This window comes from Tumebacillus lacus (assembly GCF_026410385.1).
Lineage (GTDB): Bacteria > Bacillota > Bacilli > Tumebacillales > Tumebacillaceae > Tumebacillus > Tumebacillus lacus.
This window is the reverse complement of sequence record NZ_JAPMLT010000001.1, coordinates 321,656-337,708: the sequence shown is the minus strand read 5'-3', so window position 1 is coordinate 337,708 and position 16,053 is coordinate 321,656. Positions and strand designations below refer to the sequence as shown.

The 16,053-nt window shown below is 57.9% G+C and carries 14 protein-coding genes and 1 pseudogene; 2 read left to right on the top strand and 13 right to left on the bottom strand.

All coding sequences use genetic code 11. From position 1 onward, the window contains the following. Nucleotides 1-7: 7 nt before the first annotated feature. From OS242_RS01785 to OS242_RS01735, 11 genes and pseudogenes are all read right to left on the bottom strand, one after another. Nucleotides 8-949: an ATP-dependent DNA ligase gene (locus tag OS242_RS01785; RefSeq protein ID WP_267149940.1), complete on the bottom strand. Its 942-nt coding sequence runs from the start codon at nt 947-949 to the stop codon at nt 8-10. After that, nucleotides 946-1,848 (bottom strand): non-homologous end joining protein Ku, encoded by a 903-nt coding sequence (gene ku / locus OS242_RS01780; RefSeq protein ID WP_267149939.1) that lies wholly within the window; start codon nt 1,846-1,848, stop codon nt 946-948. The genes OS242_RS01785 and ku overlap by 4 nt, the downstream gene beginning before the upstream one ends. 84 nt (nt 1,849-1,932) lie before the next feature. Next, nucleotides 1,933-2,565, bottom strand: a pseudogene (locus OS242_RS01775) (redox-sensing transcriptional repressor Rex); the annotation flags it as partial. A gap of 68 nt (nt 2,566-2,633) precedes the next feature. Then, entirely contained in the window at nt 2,634-3,305 is a 672-nt protein-coding gene (sigH, locus tag OS242_RS01770; RefSeq protein WP_267149938.1) for an RNA polymerase sporulation sigma factor SigH, read from the bottom strand. 236 nt (nt 3,306-3,541) lie between these two features. Continuing rightward, entirely contained in the window at nt 3,542-6,430 is a 2,889-nt protein-coding gene (gene dinG / locus OS242_RS01765; RefSeq protein WP_267149937.1) for an ATP-dependent DNA helicase DinG, read from the bottom strand. Between the two features lie 103 nt (nt 6,431-6,533). After that, on the bottom strand, nt 6,534-7,496 hold the full coding sequence (locus OS242_RS01760) for a protease complex subunit PrcB family protein (protein WP_267149936.1): 963 nt from the start codon (nt 7,494-7,496) through the stop codon (nt 6,534-6,536). Nucleotides 7,497-7,695: 199 nt separating this feature from the next. After that, entirely contained in the window at nt 7,696-9,279 is a 1,584-nt protein-coding gene (locus tag OS242_RS01755) for a tetratricopeptide repeat protein (protein WP_267149935.1), read from the bottom strand. A 95-nt stretch (nt 9,280-9,374) separates the two neighbouring features. Then, complete coding sequence (gene panD / locus OS242_RS01750) at nt 9,375-9,755, bottom strand: aspartate 1-decarboxylase (protein ID WP_267149934.1); 381 nt, start codon at nt 9,753-9,755, stop codon at nt 9,375-9,377. A gap of 35 nt (nt 9,756-9,790) precedes the next feature. After that, nucleotides 9,791-10,648: a pantoate--beta-alanine ligase gene (gene panC, locus OS242_RS01745; protein ID WP_267149933.1), complete on the bottom strand. Its 858-nt coding sequence runs from the start codon at nt 10,646-10,648 to the stop codon at nt 9,791-9,793. Beyond that, nucleotides 10,645-11,499, bottom strand: a complete 855-nt coding sequence (panB, locus tag OS242_RS01740) for a 3-methyl-2-oxobutanoate hydroxymethyltransferase (RefSeq protein ID WP_267149932.1) — start codon at nt 11,497-11,499, stop codon at nt 10,645-10,647. The genes panC and panB overlap by 4 nt, the downstream gene beginning before the upstream one ends. 368 nt (nt 11,500-11,867) lie before the next feature. After that, a complete protein-coding gene (locus OS242_RS01735; RefSeq protein WP_267149931.1) occupies nt 11,868-12,839 on the bottom strand; it encodes a biotin--[acetyl-CoA-carboxylase] ligase in 972 nt (323 codons plus the stop codon). A gap of 124 nt (nt 12,840-12,963) precedes the next feature. Between OS242_RS01735 and amrA the strand changes: the two genes are divergently transcribed. Next, nucleotides 12,964-14,376, top strand: a complete 1,413-nt coding sequence (gene amrA / locus OS242_RS01730) for an AmmeMemoRadiSam system protein A (protein ID WP_267149930.1) — start codon at nt 12,964-12,966, stop codon at nt 14,374-14,376. A gap of 98 nt (nt 14,377-14,474) precedes the next feature. Here amrA and OS242_RS01725 read toward each other — a convergent pair whose 3' ends face one another. Beyond that, complete coding sequence (locus OS242_RS01725) at nt 14,475-14,939, bottom strand: hypothetical protein (RefSeq protein ID WP_267149929.1); 465 nt, start codon at nt 14,937-14,939, stop codon at nt 14,475-14,477. 98 nt (nt 14,940-15,037) lie between these two features. On the opposite strand from OS242_RS01725, the gene OS242_RS01720 reads away from it, so the two are divergent. Continuing rightward, a complete protein-coding gene (locus OS242_RS01720; protein WP_267149928.1) occupies nt 15,038-15,493 on the top strand; it encodes a hypothetical protein in 456 nt (151 codons plus the stop codon). A 58-nt stretch (nt 15,494-15,551) separates the two neighbouring features. On the opposite strand, the gene OS242_RS01715 is transcribed toward OS242_RS01720, so the two are convergent. After that, nucleotides 15,552-16,052, bottom strand: a complete 501-nt coding sequence (locus OS242_RS01715; protein WP_267149927.1) for an SMI1/KNR4 family protein — start codon at nt 16,050-16,052, stop codon at nt 15,552-15,554. Between the last annotated feature and the right edge of the window lies 1 nt (nt 16,053).

Here is a 16,053-nt window from a genome sequence, read left to right as displayed (position 1 = left end):
CACCTCCTCACAGCCCGCAGGATGCCGGATCGCGCTGCACAAACCCCTGAATCGCCGGAGCCCGCAGCGTCAGATCGGATGTCCATTCCATGTAGTTCACTTCCGCGACCAACTGCGGCGGGAACCAGATCAGCTCGTCATACGTGCTCCGCAGCAGCTTCGGCCTGACAGCAAACGGGCACGGCTGATCCTTCACCCCGCGCGAAAACGCTGTCAGCGCCTGAATGTCCGATCCGCTCAGTCCCGACCCCGCCTTGCCGATGCAGATCAATTTTCCGTCCGCGTACGCCCCGAGCACCAGCGAGTTGACCCGCCCGCCCTTGAGCGTCGCCCCGCCGACGACCGCGTGGATCGTGCGGATGTATTTGACCTTTTTCCACGTGTCGCTGCGCTCGCCGATCTTGTACAGGCCCTGCTTTTCCTTGCAGACGATGCCTTCCATCCCCTGTTCGCGCATCACGTGAAACAACGCCGTGCCGCTCGGCTGGTTGCCGACGATCTTCACCTGCTCGGTCTCCGTCAGCACGCTCGCCAACTTCTCCTGACGATGCACCAGCGGCTCGTCCACCAGCCAGCGGTCGTCGAGGTACAACAGATCAAACACCATGAAATAAATCGGAATGCTGCGGCTCATCATCCGAATCTTTTCCGGGCTCTTCGACAGATCCCGTTTTAAAATATTCGAAAACGACGGCTTTCCGTCTGTCCCGATCGCCACGATCTCCCCGTCGAGCACAGCCGAACGTCCCTGGATGATCGACGGCAACGCCTGCAACTCCGGGTAGTTGTCCGTGTGATCGTTCAACCGCCGGTTGACCAGCCGCACCCCCGATTCGTCTAAATAAGCCACCATCCGCACGCCGTCCCACTTGATCTGGTACAGATAGTTCGGGTCGTCAAACGGCTCGTCCACCAGCACCATCGCCATCGGGATAAAGGGTTGGATCATTCGGCCGTTTTACGCCGACGCCGCTTCGGCTTCGCTGCCGCAGCCTGTTCGACCCCTTCCCCGTCCGCTTTGGCCGCTTCCGGGCGGTCGACGACCGTCTCGCCCACTGCGACCGGGCGCGATGCTTCTTCGCCGCGCGTAACGTTGAGCGACGCCTGCAGAGCCGCCATCAGGTCGTGGATCTGGTCGCGCTTCGGTTCGGCCGCCTGCGTGATCTCCTCGCCTTCGATCTTCTGCTCGATGGCCTGCTGCAACGCCTCACGGTACTCGTTTTTGTACCGCTCCGGCTCAAAAGGGATCGCCAGGCTCTCGATCAACTGCCGCGCCATCTGCATCTCCGTCTCGGCCACGTCGAGATCGGCCCCGACCGCCGGCAGTTGCGACACCGACCGCACTTCGTCCGGGTAGAAGATCGATTCCATCACCAGCACATTTTCATACGTCCGCAGCACGCCGAGCGTCTGCGTCGAGCGGATGATCATTTTGGCCACCGCGATCTTGCCTGTCTCCTCCATCGCCCGACGCAGCAGCGCGTACGCTTTGCTTCCGGTGTCCTCGGGCGCGAGATAGTACGATTTGTTGAAATAGATCGGGTCGATCTCCTTCAGATCGACAAAGTTCAGAATGTCGATCGTCTTCGTCCGCTGCGGCGCGATCTGCTCCAGTTCCTCGTCGCTCATCAGCACGAACTGACCGGGTTGATACTCATAGCCGCGGGTGACTGCATTCCACTCGATCTGCTTGTCACACGTTGGGCAGGTCCGAATGTTTTTCACCGGCGAGCCGCACTCCGCATGCAGATATTTAAACTTCACATCCTTGTCTTCCGTGGCCGCGAACATCTTGACCGGCACATTGACCAGACCAAACGAGATCGAACCTTTCCACATCGTATGCATACCGCCCACGCCCCTCTCTTGGTGATGAGGTTAGTATGCGACGACATGCAAAAAACCCCTCATGATTTCCATGAGAGGTTCTCATTAGTCGATATAGTAGGCGAGTGCCTGCAGTTCGGTCGTCACGTCGGAACTTCTGACATGCACCTCGCTCGGGACGCGCAGCGAGACGGGAGCAAAGTTTAAAATCCCCGATACGCCCGCTTCCACCAAACGGTCGGCGACCTGCTGAGCGGCCGTCGCCGGCACGGTGATCATGCCGATGCGGATGTCCAGTTCCTTCACCACGCGGTCCAGTTCGTCGATGTGGCGGATCGGCATGTTGCCGACGCTCAACCCGATCTTGGCCGGATCGGTGTCAAAGATCGCGACGATCGACATTTTTTCCTTTGTGTAGCGGTTGTAGTTGGACAGGGCGATGCCCAGATGTCCGGCTCCGACCAGCGCGACGTTCAAGTTGCGGTCGAGCTTGAGAATTCCCTTGATCTTTTCAATCAGGTAGGACACTTCATATCCGATCCCTTTGCGTCCAAATTCGCCAAAGTACGCGAGGTCTTTGCGAATCTGCGCCGGGTTCATGTCGAGTTTCTGACCGAGTTCATAAGAGGAAACAGTCCGGATGTTCATGTCGACCAAGTGTTGCAGATAGCGGAGATAGACCGGCAGCCGCCGGACGACAGCTTCCGAGATCTTCGGCGTTTTCAAAGTATCCCTCCCCTTGCGAGACGAGTCCTCCCTAACATTTTACTTCGCCGCAAGCGTTGGAATTCCTGTCCCGTCGCCTTTTACGAGGATAATTTTTCTAAGTCTTTCGTGCCGTAGTGGTGCATCAGTTTGCGCTTCACCCGGCACAAGGCGTTGTCGACCGCCTTGGTCGTCGTACCCATCTCATCGGCGATCTCCTTGTACGTGTTGTGATCGACGTACAAGAGCAACACGCGCAGTTCAAAAGCGGACAGAGACTCTGTCAATTCCTCACGCAGTTCCTTCAACTGTTCGCGAGCGAGAAACACGTACTCCGGATCGGCGATCAAAGGACCCGGCAGCGTATCCATCAAGGTGCGGTCGGTGTCTTCCTCATAGATCGGACGGTTGAGCGACAGGTAATAGTTCAGCGGCTGATGCTTGAGACGCATCGCCGTCTTGATCGCCGTGATCAACTGGCGGGTGACGCAGATCTCCGCAAACGCGCGGAATGGGATGTTGCGCTCCGGCTGATAGTCGCGGATCGCCTTGTACAGACCGATCATGCCTTCCTGAATCAAATCTTCGTTGTCAGCGCCCGCCATAAAATACGAGCGCGCCTTCATCCGCACGACCGGCTGAAAACGCTGGAGAATGTCGTCGACCGCCTCTGCGTCCCCTTGCTGGGCCCGCAAGACCAGTTCCTCCGCCGTCCCTTCTTCCGGGACGAGCATCATCATTGCGTTCTGTTGTTCGATTACCGTAGCTGCCATTACCGCGATCCCCCCGAGGCACCCATCTAAACGAGTCTTTTTCTAGTTCTAATCCTACTCGCATTCGCTAACTTCCGTCAATCGACGAAAATAGGCGATATAAACGAATTAGCTCCCGTTTCGACACGATTACATATGCAACTCGACACGTCTTTCAAAGTAGGAGAATATTTAGAAAATAATGTCGAAAAATGTTGCACTCCAAAGAAAAGAGGAAAAATCGCGATGATTTTTCCTCACTCTTTTGCCGGCAACGGCGATTTTAACCAATTGTAGACGGTGCGCAACACTTCGCGCTCCGTGCCCTGGTACGTCCACGGATCGGGTAATGACTTAATAAAATGCCGCCCGTAGCGCGTTTCGGTGATCCGGCGATCATATACGACGATGGCGCCGCGGTCGCGCTTGGTGCGGATCAGGCGGCCAAAGCCCTGTTTGAAGCGAATGATCGCTTGCGGGACGCTGTACTCCATAAACGCGTTGCGCCCCTCCCCTTCCAACTTCTCCGTCCGCGCTTCGACGATCGGCTGGTTCGGCGGCCAGAACGGCAGGCGGGCGATCACGAGCAGCGTAAGGTCGTCGCCCGGAATGTCGACCCCTTCCCAAAACGAGCTCGCTCCAAACAGCACCGCCCGGTCATGACGTTGAAACTCCGTCACGAGGCGGTGGCGCGAGGTCGAGTCCACGCCTTGCCCGAGGACGGTGATTCCGTGCTCGGCCAACTGCGGCTTGATTTTGTGGTACGTCTCGCGCAACATCCGGTGCGACGTGAACAGGACCAGCATCCGCCCTTGCGAGACGCGGGCGAGGTTGGTCAGCGACTCGGCGAACGACGTCGTAAACTGATCCTCCGGCACGCCTTTGACCGGCAGCGAGTCGGTCGGTACGCAGAGCAACGCTTGATTTTTATAGTGGAACGGCGAGTCGACCTGCAGGGACAACAGACGCCCCATCTCCTGCGACTCGTACAGCCCCAGTTGATGAATCGCGTACTTGAAGTCTTGATTGATCGTCAGCGTCGCCGACGCCAGCACCACGCTCTCCTTTTTCGAGAACAGATGCGTGTGCAGAAGCGGGCCGACGTCGATTGGCGCCGAGTAGAGGAACACGATGGGTCGCGACGCCCGTTCGTCCGCTTCCAGCCACAGCACCGACGTCTCACTGCCGACCGAGCGCATAAACGAGGCCAGATCCATCCAGCCTTGGTCGATCTCTTTGACCTGCCCGTTGATGTCGGTGATGAGACCTGCGTAGATCTCATCTCGCATCAATTCTTCCGCGTACTCTTCCATCTTCCCGGCCAATTTGCGCATCGTCTGCACTTCCGACTGAAGGTTTTCACAGGCGGATGCGACTCCAGTCCACGCCTCGGCCATCTTTTCGTTCTCCATCGCGTCCGGTTTCAGCCGCATCGTCACGCGGCCGCTGTCCATGCCGGTCGCATGTTTGAGGATAAAGTCGTGCAACTGGCGAAATACGTCCTCGTTGCTCTCCCGCACCTCGCCGATCTGCTCCATCAGCCGCTCCAGCACGTCGCGCAGATCGCCGTAAGCGGTCGCCTCGTCGCCCTGAAGCCCGTCCACCGCTTGGAGCAACTGGAACAGCAGGCCTTTGTTTTTGTCGCGCAGCAGGCGGTTCAGCGCCCCGTACATCTGGAGGTAGGAGACTTCCGACCCGAGATGCTTGGTCGCTTCGTCTTCCATGTGATGCGCCTCGTCGATCACCAGATAGTCGTAGCCCGGCAGGACGTTGTGATCCGTCTTGACATCGGTCAGCACCAGCGAGTGGTTGGTGATCAGCACATCAGCATGCTGCGCCCCCGAGCGCGCCCGGTGGTAGTAGCAGTTGCGGAACCACGGGCACGCCTTGTTGATGCACGAGTCCGCCCCGGACGCCACCTTGCCCCAATGGTCGCCCTGCGGCCCCGCCAGCGTCAGTTCTTCACGGTCGCCGCCGTCCGTCTCCAAGAGCCACGTCAGCATCCGCACGAAAAAGGTGATCTCGTGGTTGTCGGCGATCCACCCTTGGTGGTTGATCTGCGTCGCCACTTTGCGCATGCACAGATAGTTCGCCCGGCCTTTGAACACCGAGATGTCAAACGGGAACGGCATCACTTGTTCCAGCAGCGGAATGTCCCGTTCCCGCAGTTGCTCCTGCAGGTTGATCGTGTGCGTCGCCACCACCACCCGCTGCCCCTTCGCCTTGGCGTAGTAGACAGCCGGGATCAGGTAAGCCAGCGACTTGCCGGTGCCGGTACCCGCCTCGACGATCAGATGCTTGCCCTCGTCGAACGCCTCCGCCACCGCGCGCAGCATCTGCATTTGTTCCGGACGCTCCTCATAGCCGCTCATCAGATCGGACATCGGCCCGCCCTTCGCCAGCACACCGGCGACCTCCTCGATCTCAAATCCGTCGAGGGTGCCGCCCGTCTCATTTTCTTTGATCGTGACCGGCACCGGGCGGTGCATCAGCCGGTCGATCGTCACACAGCCCTCCGGCTCGTCGAGTTGCATCAGCTTGGTGCTGCCCTCAGCCAACCGGCGGAAGAAGTGGCGCAGCGGCCAGTCGCCGTACTCGGTCAAGGCATGGATCTGCTGCAGGATCAAAAACGGCATCTCCTCCGCCTTGGCCAGCAACAGCTTCAGCACCTCTGCCGTCGCCGTGGCATCGTGCATCGCCCGATGAGCGCTGTCATGCACGATCCCGTGATGGCGGGTCAACGCCTCCAACGCATAGCTCGCCTGCCGCGGCCACAGGATCTGCGCGAGGCTCAGCGTGTCGATCACTTCGCCTGCGAACGCGAGATAGCCGCCTTCTTCGAGCGCTTCATTTAAAAAGCGCAGATCAAACTCCGCATTGTGCGCCACCAGCACACTGTCGCCGATAAAGCGCAAAAACTCACCGATCACGTCATCGATCACCGGGGCTTCCTTCAATTGTTCATCGGTCAGCCCGGTCAAATCTTTTATCAAAGGCGGGAGCGGAACTCCCGGGTCGATCAAGGACTGGAACGTATCGGTGATCTGACCGTTCTCCACCCGCACTGCGCCTATCTCGATGATCCGATCGGTCGTCGGCTGCAGGCCGGTGGTTTCCAAATCGAAGACCACGTATGTCTCGGACACCCTAGGGTCAACTCCTGTTTCTGTTCTTTAGGAAATCACGTCGCAAAATAGAGAAAAGACGACCGCCCGAAAAAAGGACGGTCGTCTTTCTTTATACCCTATCTTACTCGTTGCTGTCGAGCAGATAGACCGCTTTTTTGTTTTCCTTGATCTTCAAAACTTGATACGGGAAGGACACGACCTGCGCATGCGCATCGCCTGCGTCCTCTTTCAGGTTGGCTTTGACGAACACGCCTGCGTCCGTTTCATCGAGGCTCTCGATCTCAACGCTGAAGCTTGCATCCGGCACTTCGCCGCCGGTGATGATCACGTAGGTGTAGTCGCCTTCGACCACGCGGAACGTGCCGGTGACCGTCTTGTTCTCCTGTACGACCGTGTAGACCGTCTCCGGCAGATCGCCGGTCACCCGTTCAAACTCGACCTTTTTCGCCGATTGCAAAGAGCGAGCGAGAATGTTTTCCGCGAGGATCGCCGCATCGCCTTTCATCAGGCCATGATCCGGGGAGAAGTGGCCTTGGCCGTCGCCGACCATGAAGCCGAGTTTGTACATCAGTTCCGCTGCCTTTTGTTGCGACTCGGTAGCGGCGGTCAAGTCGGTGAACGGGTTCAAGTTGATCCCGCCTGCGATGCCGGTGTTGGACGGCGGCATCACTTGCGCGATCCACTCCGCCACTTCGGCACGGCGGACATACTCGTCATTCGATTTGTTTGCGTCGTTGATCGACTTGCCGAGCACCTTTTCGATCAGCGCTTTTGCTTCAGAGCGCTTCATCTTTTCGGACGGTTTGTAGGCTTCCGATTTGTTGGCCATGAAGCCCATCTTCACCAGACGGTGCACCGAATCTTTGGCGTAATGATCCGCCAGATCGTTGTACCCCAGCGTCACGGTGTTGGACAGGTTGACTTTTGCATGGCCTTCGTGGACGTGACCTTCTTCTTTCACATCCTGGATATGAACATCATAGTCGCCGTTTACCGGTTTCACATGGTCAGTCGATGCGCTTACAGATGCCGTCGAGCCTGCGAGCAGGGCAGCGGCGAAGAGCAGAGCCGTAGCTTTTTTCATTGAAAAATGCCTCCTTGTGATCTAGCGTTCTGAATTTATTTCACTACACAGTACGATGCGTGAGACATGGAAAAGGTTTCACCTTTTGCGAAAGTTTTTCCTGATTCATGATCATGGGAAGAATTCATAAACGAGAAAGACCCGTCCCTTTCCGAGACGGGTCTTCCTCTTATTCTTTTTCTTTTTGCTGCCTCTCGCCCTACACCGTCATCTCCGCACGCACCACTTTGCACCGTTCAAAGCACTGCTGCGCCCGCTCCCGCTCGCCGAGCGCGTAATGCGCGATCCCTTTGTAGAACAGCGATTCCAGACAGTCGCGGTCGTACACCAACGCCGCGTTGAAATAGCGCAACGCCTGCGTGTAGGTCTCCTCCTCCAAAGCCAGCCGCCCGAGATGATACAGGCCGAGCTTTTTCTCCGCGTTGCCTTCCATCGCCACCAGTTGCAACAGTTGCTCCTTGGCCGCCTCCCGCTTGCCCATCTGACTCCACGTGCGGGCGAGTCCTGCCAGCGCGTGCGCGTCGCGCTTGTTTTTGGTCAGCAGTTTGTTGAAACACGACTCCGCCGTCTGGTATTGCTTGGACTGATACGCCGCCCAGCCGATGTTAAACGTCCCTTGTCGATTTGTCGGGTCGCACGACACCTGCTTTTTAAACAACGCATACGCTCCGTCCACATCGCCGTCCCGCATCGCCAGCCAGCCAAGGCCCCCGTACGCCGGACCCGAGCCCGGATAGTAGCGCAACGCCTTCTTATACAGCGCCCGCGCCTGATCTTTCTCGCCCATCAGTTCCGACAGCCGGGCAAAGTCGAGCAGCACCTGCTCATGGGCCCCGTTCACGTCGTACGAGCGCGCCAGATGGCGGTAGGCCCGCTCGCGGTGACCGAGCTGCTCCCAGATCAGGCCGCAGAGACGGTGTGACTCCCAGTCTTCGTGATCGAGCACCAACGCCCGCTGAAAATGAGTCAGCGCCTCGCGCAGATTGCCGAGGTTGAAATGGCAGCAGGCGATGTTGTAGTTGACATCTTTAAAATTGGGCACCAACTGCGCCGCCGCTTCAAAATCGACGAGCGCCTGTTCATATTTTTCCTGCTCCGCGTAGATGTGCCCGTAGGTGGCGTGCACCGTCGCCTGCAAAAATTCATCCTCTTCATCCGCTTGGATCATGTTCAACTGATGGTCGGCCTCTTCCAGATTTCCCTGCGCCAGATAGCCGAACGCCAGATACAGACGCGCGATCAGGAACTCGCCGTCGATCTCCACCACCCGTTTAAACTCGTTGATCGCCTCCGGATACATCAGCAGGTCGAAGTAGCCGATCGCCCGCCGGAACGACCGCACCATGTGCTCGTCGCTCGGGCGCATCGTCATCCCGTCGCCGACCTGCCAGGTAAACACGCCCGGCGGGTTTTTGCCTTTGCTTTTGCCCGTGGGTGCGCCTTTCGCCGCCTCCTGCGAATCGGTCTCCGCCGGTTTGACCGCTTTCTTCGCTTTCGGCTCCTGCGGGAAAATGTTCAGGCTCTGCAACGCCGCCAGCTTGTTCTGCAGATCCTGCAACTCCGGCGTCGGCAGCGAGCCGTCGAGGTCGAGCTGATAACGCTCGCCAAGCTCCGTGACCCGCTCCTCAAACGACAGCCATTGCTCGACAAATTTGTCGCAGGCGTTGCGCAGTGCGATCAACTCTTCGCCGAGAATGTGCCGCTGGTCGGTGTCCGCCTCCGTCAGTTGCGTCTCGATCCGGTCGACCGCCTTGTTGAGCAGATCAAACGGTTTTTCAAACATGACAAAAACCCCCGTTCCCCAAAATGTCTTAGTGACTAGTTTGGTTCCCGAGGGTCTCTTTTATCCCTGTTTTTGCAGAACTGGATCGAAGTGGATCAGGCGATGACGCCTTGCTTTTCCTTGATCAGATCGGCGATCTTGTTGTCTTTGTCCATCAGCGCGACGGTCGGTTGGTGACGGCGCGCTTCCTCGTCGCTCATCGAGGCGTAAGAGATGATGATCACCGTGTCGCCCGGCTGAACCAAGCGGGCCGCCGCCCCGTTCAGACAGATCACACCGCTCCCACGGCGACCGGAGATCACGTAGGTCTCCAGACGGGCGCCGTTGTTGTTGTTGACGATCTGCACCTTCTCGTTTTCCAAGATGTCGACGGCGTCGAGGATGTCTTGGTCGATCGTGATGCTGCCCACGTAGTTGAGGTTGGCTTCCGTGACGGTCGCCCGGTGAATTTTTGCTTTCATCATCGTACGGAACATAGTGTATGAACTCCTTTGGTGACAGGTCTGTCTCTTTAATGTGTGGTCAAAACGGTGTTGTCAATCAGGCGCGTTTTGCCAAATCGCACCGCCAGCGCCAACAGCGCCGGTTCTTCGATCTTTTGTATCGGAGCCAAGCCGCGGAACTGCACCAGCTCCACGTAGTCGATCTGCGCCAACGGCTGCCCGGAGATCTCTTCGCGCACGGCCGCCACAATCGACGCCACATCGCGCTCTCCGCTCGCCACCAACTCGCGAGCTGTTTTCAAGGAACGGGACAGCACCAGCGCTTGAGCGCGCTCCTCGTCGGTGAGAAACACGTTTCGCGAACTCATCGCGAGTCCGTCCGCCTCGCGAACGGTCGGGCAGGGCACGATCTCCACCGGCAGATTGAGATCATACACCATCTGCTGGATCACCGCCACCTGCTGCGCGTCTTTCATGCCGAAAAAGGCCCGGTCCGGGAGCACGATGTTGAACAATTTAGTCACCACCGTCGACACGCCTTGGAAATGCCCCGGACGCGACGCGCCGCACAGCCCGGTCGTCACTTGCTCCACATCGACGTGGGTCAGCGATTTGCCGTTGCCGGCCGGATACATCTCGTCGACGCTCGGGGCAAAGATCAGATCGATCCCCGCCTGAGCTGCCAACGCCGCATCCCGCTCCAGATCGCGGGGATAGCGGTCAAAGTCTTCATTCGGGCCAAACTGCAACGGATTGACAAAAATGCTCATCACCGCGACGTCGCACTGCTCCTTCGCCGCTTCGATCAGCGACAAATGCCCTTGATGCAGATATCCCATCGTCGGGACGTACCCGACCGTTTTGCCCGCGAGCCGTTGCTCCCGGACGTATGCGCGCACTTCTTGTATAGTATGAACGATCATCATGCCAGGCCGTTCTCCTCTTTTACTTTTTGCAAGACCTCGTCCGACATCTTGAACCCGTGCTCAGGACCCGGGAACACGCCGTCCCGCACCTCGCCCGCATACGCGCGGACGCTGTCTGTCATCGCCACGTTCAACTCTGCGTATTTTTTGGCAAACTTCGGCAGATAGCGGTCGGTGATGCCGAGCATGTCATGGATCACCAACACTTGCCCGTCACACCCGTCCCCCGCCCCGATGCCGATCGTCGGGATCGACAGCGATTCGGAGATCAACTGCGCCAGTTTCGTCGGCACGCACTCCAGCACCAGAGCAAAGCAACCGGCCTCTTCCAGCAGTTTTGCATCTTCGAGGATGCGCTGCGCTCCGGCGAAGTCCTTGCCTTGCACTTTGTAGCCGCCCAGTTGGTTGACCATCTGCGGCTGCAAGCCGAGGTGCCCGACCACCGGGATGCCTGCCCGGACGATGGCGCGCACCTGCTCGATCACTTCGCGGCCCCCTTCGAGCTTGACCGCGTCGGCAAATCCTTCTTGGATCAAACGGCCCGCGTTGCGCACCGCTTCCGGCGTGGAGATGTGGTACGAGAGGAACGGCAGATCAGTGACGATCATCGTCTCCTTCGCGCCGCGTGTAACCGCTTTCGTGTGGTGGATCATGTCATCGACCGTCACCGGCAAGGTCGAGTCATAGCCGAGCACGACCATGCCGAGCGAATCGCCGACGAGGATCATGTCCACGCCGCCTTCTTCCGCCACACGGGCGGTCGGGTAGTCATAGGCCGTCAACATGACGATGTTGCGTTTTTCCCGTTTCATATCCAGCAGTTTGACCGTGGTGGCCTTGTTCGTACTCATTCCTACTCCTCCTTGGTCCCTGCTGCCATCAGCCTTGACCCCCGTGGCCAAAAATCAAAAAGACCCCTTCATGCCGTATATGGGCGCGAAAAGGTCACAAGATCAACAGTCACGTTTGTCCTGTCTCGGTCCGCTAACGGCTCAGAGCAGATGCAATTGTAAGTCACGCATTCAGTGCTACAGAAAAGTCATGCGTACACACACCAAGAGTACAGTTCCCACGGATACTGTCTCCTCGTCAAGTATACATGGGAATCACAGGGATGTATAGGTTTCCTGAAAAAATTTCGACTCTTTTCCGGGAACTGATTTGTGCGCAAAAAAAGACTGCAAACGTAGTGTTCGCAGTCTGCCCGCTCTTACGCACCTTACGCAAACAAAATATCAGCCGAGTAGATCTTTTCCGTCTCCCCGTCCTCGCGGCGTACGAGCAGCACGCCAAACTCGTCGATGTCGAGCGCTTCGCCGGTGATCGGCCCTCTGGCCGTCTGGGCGACGATCTGGCGTCCGAGCGTGATGTTCGACCGCTTCCAGTCCTCGCGGATCGACGCAAACCCGCCCCCGTCCACATAGCGGCGGTACAGCGGCTCCAACTCCTCCATCACCGCCCGCACCACCTCGGCACGAGGGATCGGCACGCCCTTCACTCCCTGAAGCGACGTCGCGATGGACTGGAGCTCCTCCGGAAACTGTTCCTGCGGCACGTTGACATTGATCCCGATCCCGAGCACCAGATGATGCACCTGATCAAACTCGGCATGCATCTCCGTCAGGATCCCGCAGCATTTGCGCTTGTCAAACAGGATGTCGTTCGGCCACTTGATCCCGGCCTCCACGCCGGTGAGCCTCGTCAACGCCCGCGCCATCGCCACCGCCGTGACCAGCGTGATCTGCGCCGCATGCGCCACCGGTAGCTGCGGCCGCAGGATCAGCGACATCCACACGCCCGAATGCGGCGGCGAAAACCAGTTCCGCCCGCGACGGCCGCGACCGGCCGTCTGCTCATCGGCGATCACCAGCGTCCCTTCCGGCGCACCGTTGAGGGCGAGTTTCTGAGCCATCGTGTTGGTCGAATCGATCGTCTCGTGATAGACGATGCTCTGTCCCAGCAACGACGTCCGGAGCCCGTCGCGAATCTCCGATGCCGTCACCAAGTCCGGGGACTGCACCAGTCGGTAGCCTTTATTGCGCACCGCTTCGATCTCATACCCTGCGTCTTGCAACTCCTTAATGTGTTTCCAGATCGCCGTTCGCGACACTCCGCAGGCTTGGCACATCGCCTCTCCGGAGACAAACCCGCCCGGCTGTTCGCGCAGCATGTGTAAAATGGATTCCTGCATCTATATCGGTACTCCTTTTTTCTGTGTCTGCTGGATCTCTCTTGTATTGTATAATACTTGCAGTCCAGAACCCAAGCTAATTTCACGACTGTCAGTGAAATCCCACCCGGAGGTCTTTCCATATATGATCAATCCAAACCTGCTGCTCGGCGTGCTCATGCCGCATCCCCCGCTCTTGATCCCCGAGATCGGCGGTGAAGAACTGTCCCGCATCTCCTCCACCCAAACGGCGATGCAAGCACTGAGCACCGAGATCGCCCGGCTCACCCCGGACGTCGTCGTCATCATCTCCCCGCACGGCCCGATGTTCGACGACGCCGTCGCCGTCATGGGCGGCGACCCGTTGCGGGGGCATCTGACCGAGTTCGGCGTCGGCCGTCGTTTTGTGGTGGGAAATGACGGGGCACTCGTCGACGCTCTTCTGGAAGCAGCCGAGACGCGCGACGTGCCGGTCTACCAGATCGACGACGACATCAAAAAAGAATTCACCATCGACATGGAGCTCGATTACGGTGCGACCGTGCCTTATTTCCACATCAAAGAAGCAGGCTACCCCGGGCCCCTGCTGCACCTCACCCCCGGCGGCCTGCCGCCGGAGACGCTGTATGCGGCGGGTCAATGTGCCGGAGCCGCCCTGCTCGCCACCGGACGCCGTGCCGTCGTCATCGCCAGCGGCGACAACTCCCACGCCCTCGCAGACGACGCACCGGCCGGGTATCGCGAGGAAGGGCCTGCGTTTGACAGGTTTTTGCAACGGGCGTTGGCGGAGAGCGACTGGCTGGCCCTGCTCACCCAAGACCCGGAGTTTCTCGAACACGCCGCCGAAGACACCGTCCGCTCCTGCGCCCTGCTGCTCGGCATCTTCGACGGCATGGCCCTGCGCGGTGAGGTCCTCTCCCACGAAGGCCCGTTCGGCGTCGGCTACACCGTCGCCCGATTCACCCCGACCGGGGAGGAGACCGAGTCCCTGCTCCCCGTACTGTTGCGTCATCGCAAGGCAGAGCTCACCCGGATCCGCGCTGAGGAGTCGCTTCACGTCCGACTGGCTCGTGCGGCACTGGAAGCCTACGTCCGCGACGAGACCTGGAGTGAGCCGCCGACGCCGTTGCCTGCCGAACTTCGAGGACGGGCCGGGTGCTTTGTTTCCATAAAAGAAAACGGCGTCTTGCGCGGCTGCATCGGCACTGCCGCTCCTACGCGTGCCAATCTGGCGGAGGAAATCATCCAAAACGCGATCCACGCCGGTACGGAAGACGACCGATTTTTCCCGCTGGAGGAGGATGAATTGGAAGGACTCGTCTACACCGTCGATGTCCTCGGCGAAGAGGAGCCGGTACACAACCTCGCAGACCTCGACCCTCGCGTGTACGGCCTCATCGTCATCCAAGGCCAGAAAAACGCCCTCCTCCTTCCCGACCTGAGCGGCGTAGATTCGGTGGAGCAACAAATCGCCTACACCAAGGAAAAAGCGGGCATCGCCTTTGAAGACGAGGAAGGTGTGGAGTACTACCGGTTCCGAGTCGAGCGCTATAAATAAACAAAAAGGCAACCCGCACAACATGTGTCAGGTTGCCTTTTTTTAAAATAGGTCGATCCACACAGCTTGAGGTTTCGCCGCATCAAGAGTATGGCACATCAGGACTTCGGCAAGATCTTTGGCGAGGGATCGACATTCTGAATCTCCATCCAATCGATCAGTCTCTGCACAGCCTTCTTGTTCCCCTTCGCCACGTACAACTGCTCCCCGATCTCAAGCAACACCAGATCCTCCGGGTCTTCGATCCCCATCTGCACGTACACATTCATCTTCTCATACTGGATCTTCGTATAGACCGGAGAATGCGCGATCCCGATCCCATACGGCTCCAGCGACTCCAACACATCATCCGACATCTCCTGGATCATCGCCCATCCTTCCGGCGCCCAATCCGCGATGCCGATGCTCTGAAACTCCCGCGGCTTCTTTCCGATATTCTCCTCGATCCGCTGCTCCAACATCTGTTTCTCATCCTTGCCGATCTTCTCAATCCCCGAACCCGTACAGCCCGCCATCACCAACGCCACACTCCACACCGCCACCGCCGCTATCCACTTTTTCAATTCATCCCATCCTTTTTGTATGTAAATTTAGAATTTTCATGTATAATGAAATCAAACCACGAACCATTCAAAACAAAAACAAAGGGAGCGATCATCCAATGACCACCAGCCAACAACAACTCGACATTGAACAACTTCGCACCAAATGGGCCGAACTCCTTCCTTCTTTGGAAGAAAAAGGTGCCCCTTTCTATACACTTATGAAATTTAACGACGACAAGAACCTCGGCGAAATCTTCGCCTACCCGGGCGTCTCCTTCGGCTTTGATGTCCACGTCCTCACCGTCACCCTCTTCCCGACAGAAGAGATCGCCCGTCAATCCGAAGCACTGCTCAACAAGAGCAACCCGGAATGGCGCGTGGTGGGACTGAACGACGAGTTCCTGGAACTGGTTCTGCATTTGGTACGAGCACAAGGGCTGAAACTCAGCATCTCGTTGAACCCGAACGATGCCGTGGTCTATGCTACGGCGAAAGTAAAAGAGCTCGGGGCCGCCATCATGGAAAAAGGCTGGAACGAGGATCTGCTGGATCGCGCAGAGCAGAAGGCGTAAGAAGCGCAAATAGCAAAAACCACTATCGCAGAGATAGTGGTTTTTCCATAATTCTCTTCTACAATTCCTTCAACATCGACAACAACTCCGTAAACGAACCACAAACCGGCCGAATGGCCTCCTCCCGCAGCACTTCCTCATATGACTTGCCTGAGTCCCCCAGCCCCTCGTACTCGTAATCCTCTCTCGCCAACGCATACTCGTGATACCAAAACACGATGCTCGGGTTGTCTTTATCCTGGCTAAAATCAAAGCAAAAGCAGTTACCACTGGGATCATCGGCGAACGGAACCACACCTGTGGGGAGCCTTTCTTCCAAAATACGATACGACTCAATCAGGGAGTTTGAGTCATCTTCCGCGAAGCTGAGTAGCACTCCAAAAACGACTTCATGCCCGCTAGGCAATTGTACTTCATTGGGTCTAGGTCGTCCCCCGTCATTCACCAGCACGCATTCCACGTAATCTGTAGGAAAACCAACACCCAACTCCTGTTCCACTTTTCGAATCTCTTCCAAACTACTTCTTCTTTTCACGTACTTCCAAACCAAATTATTCATA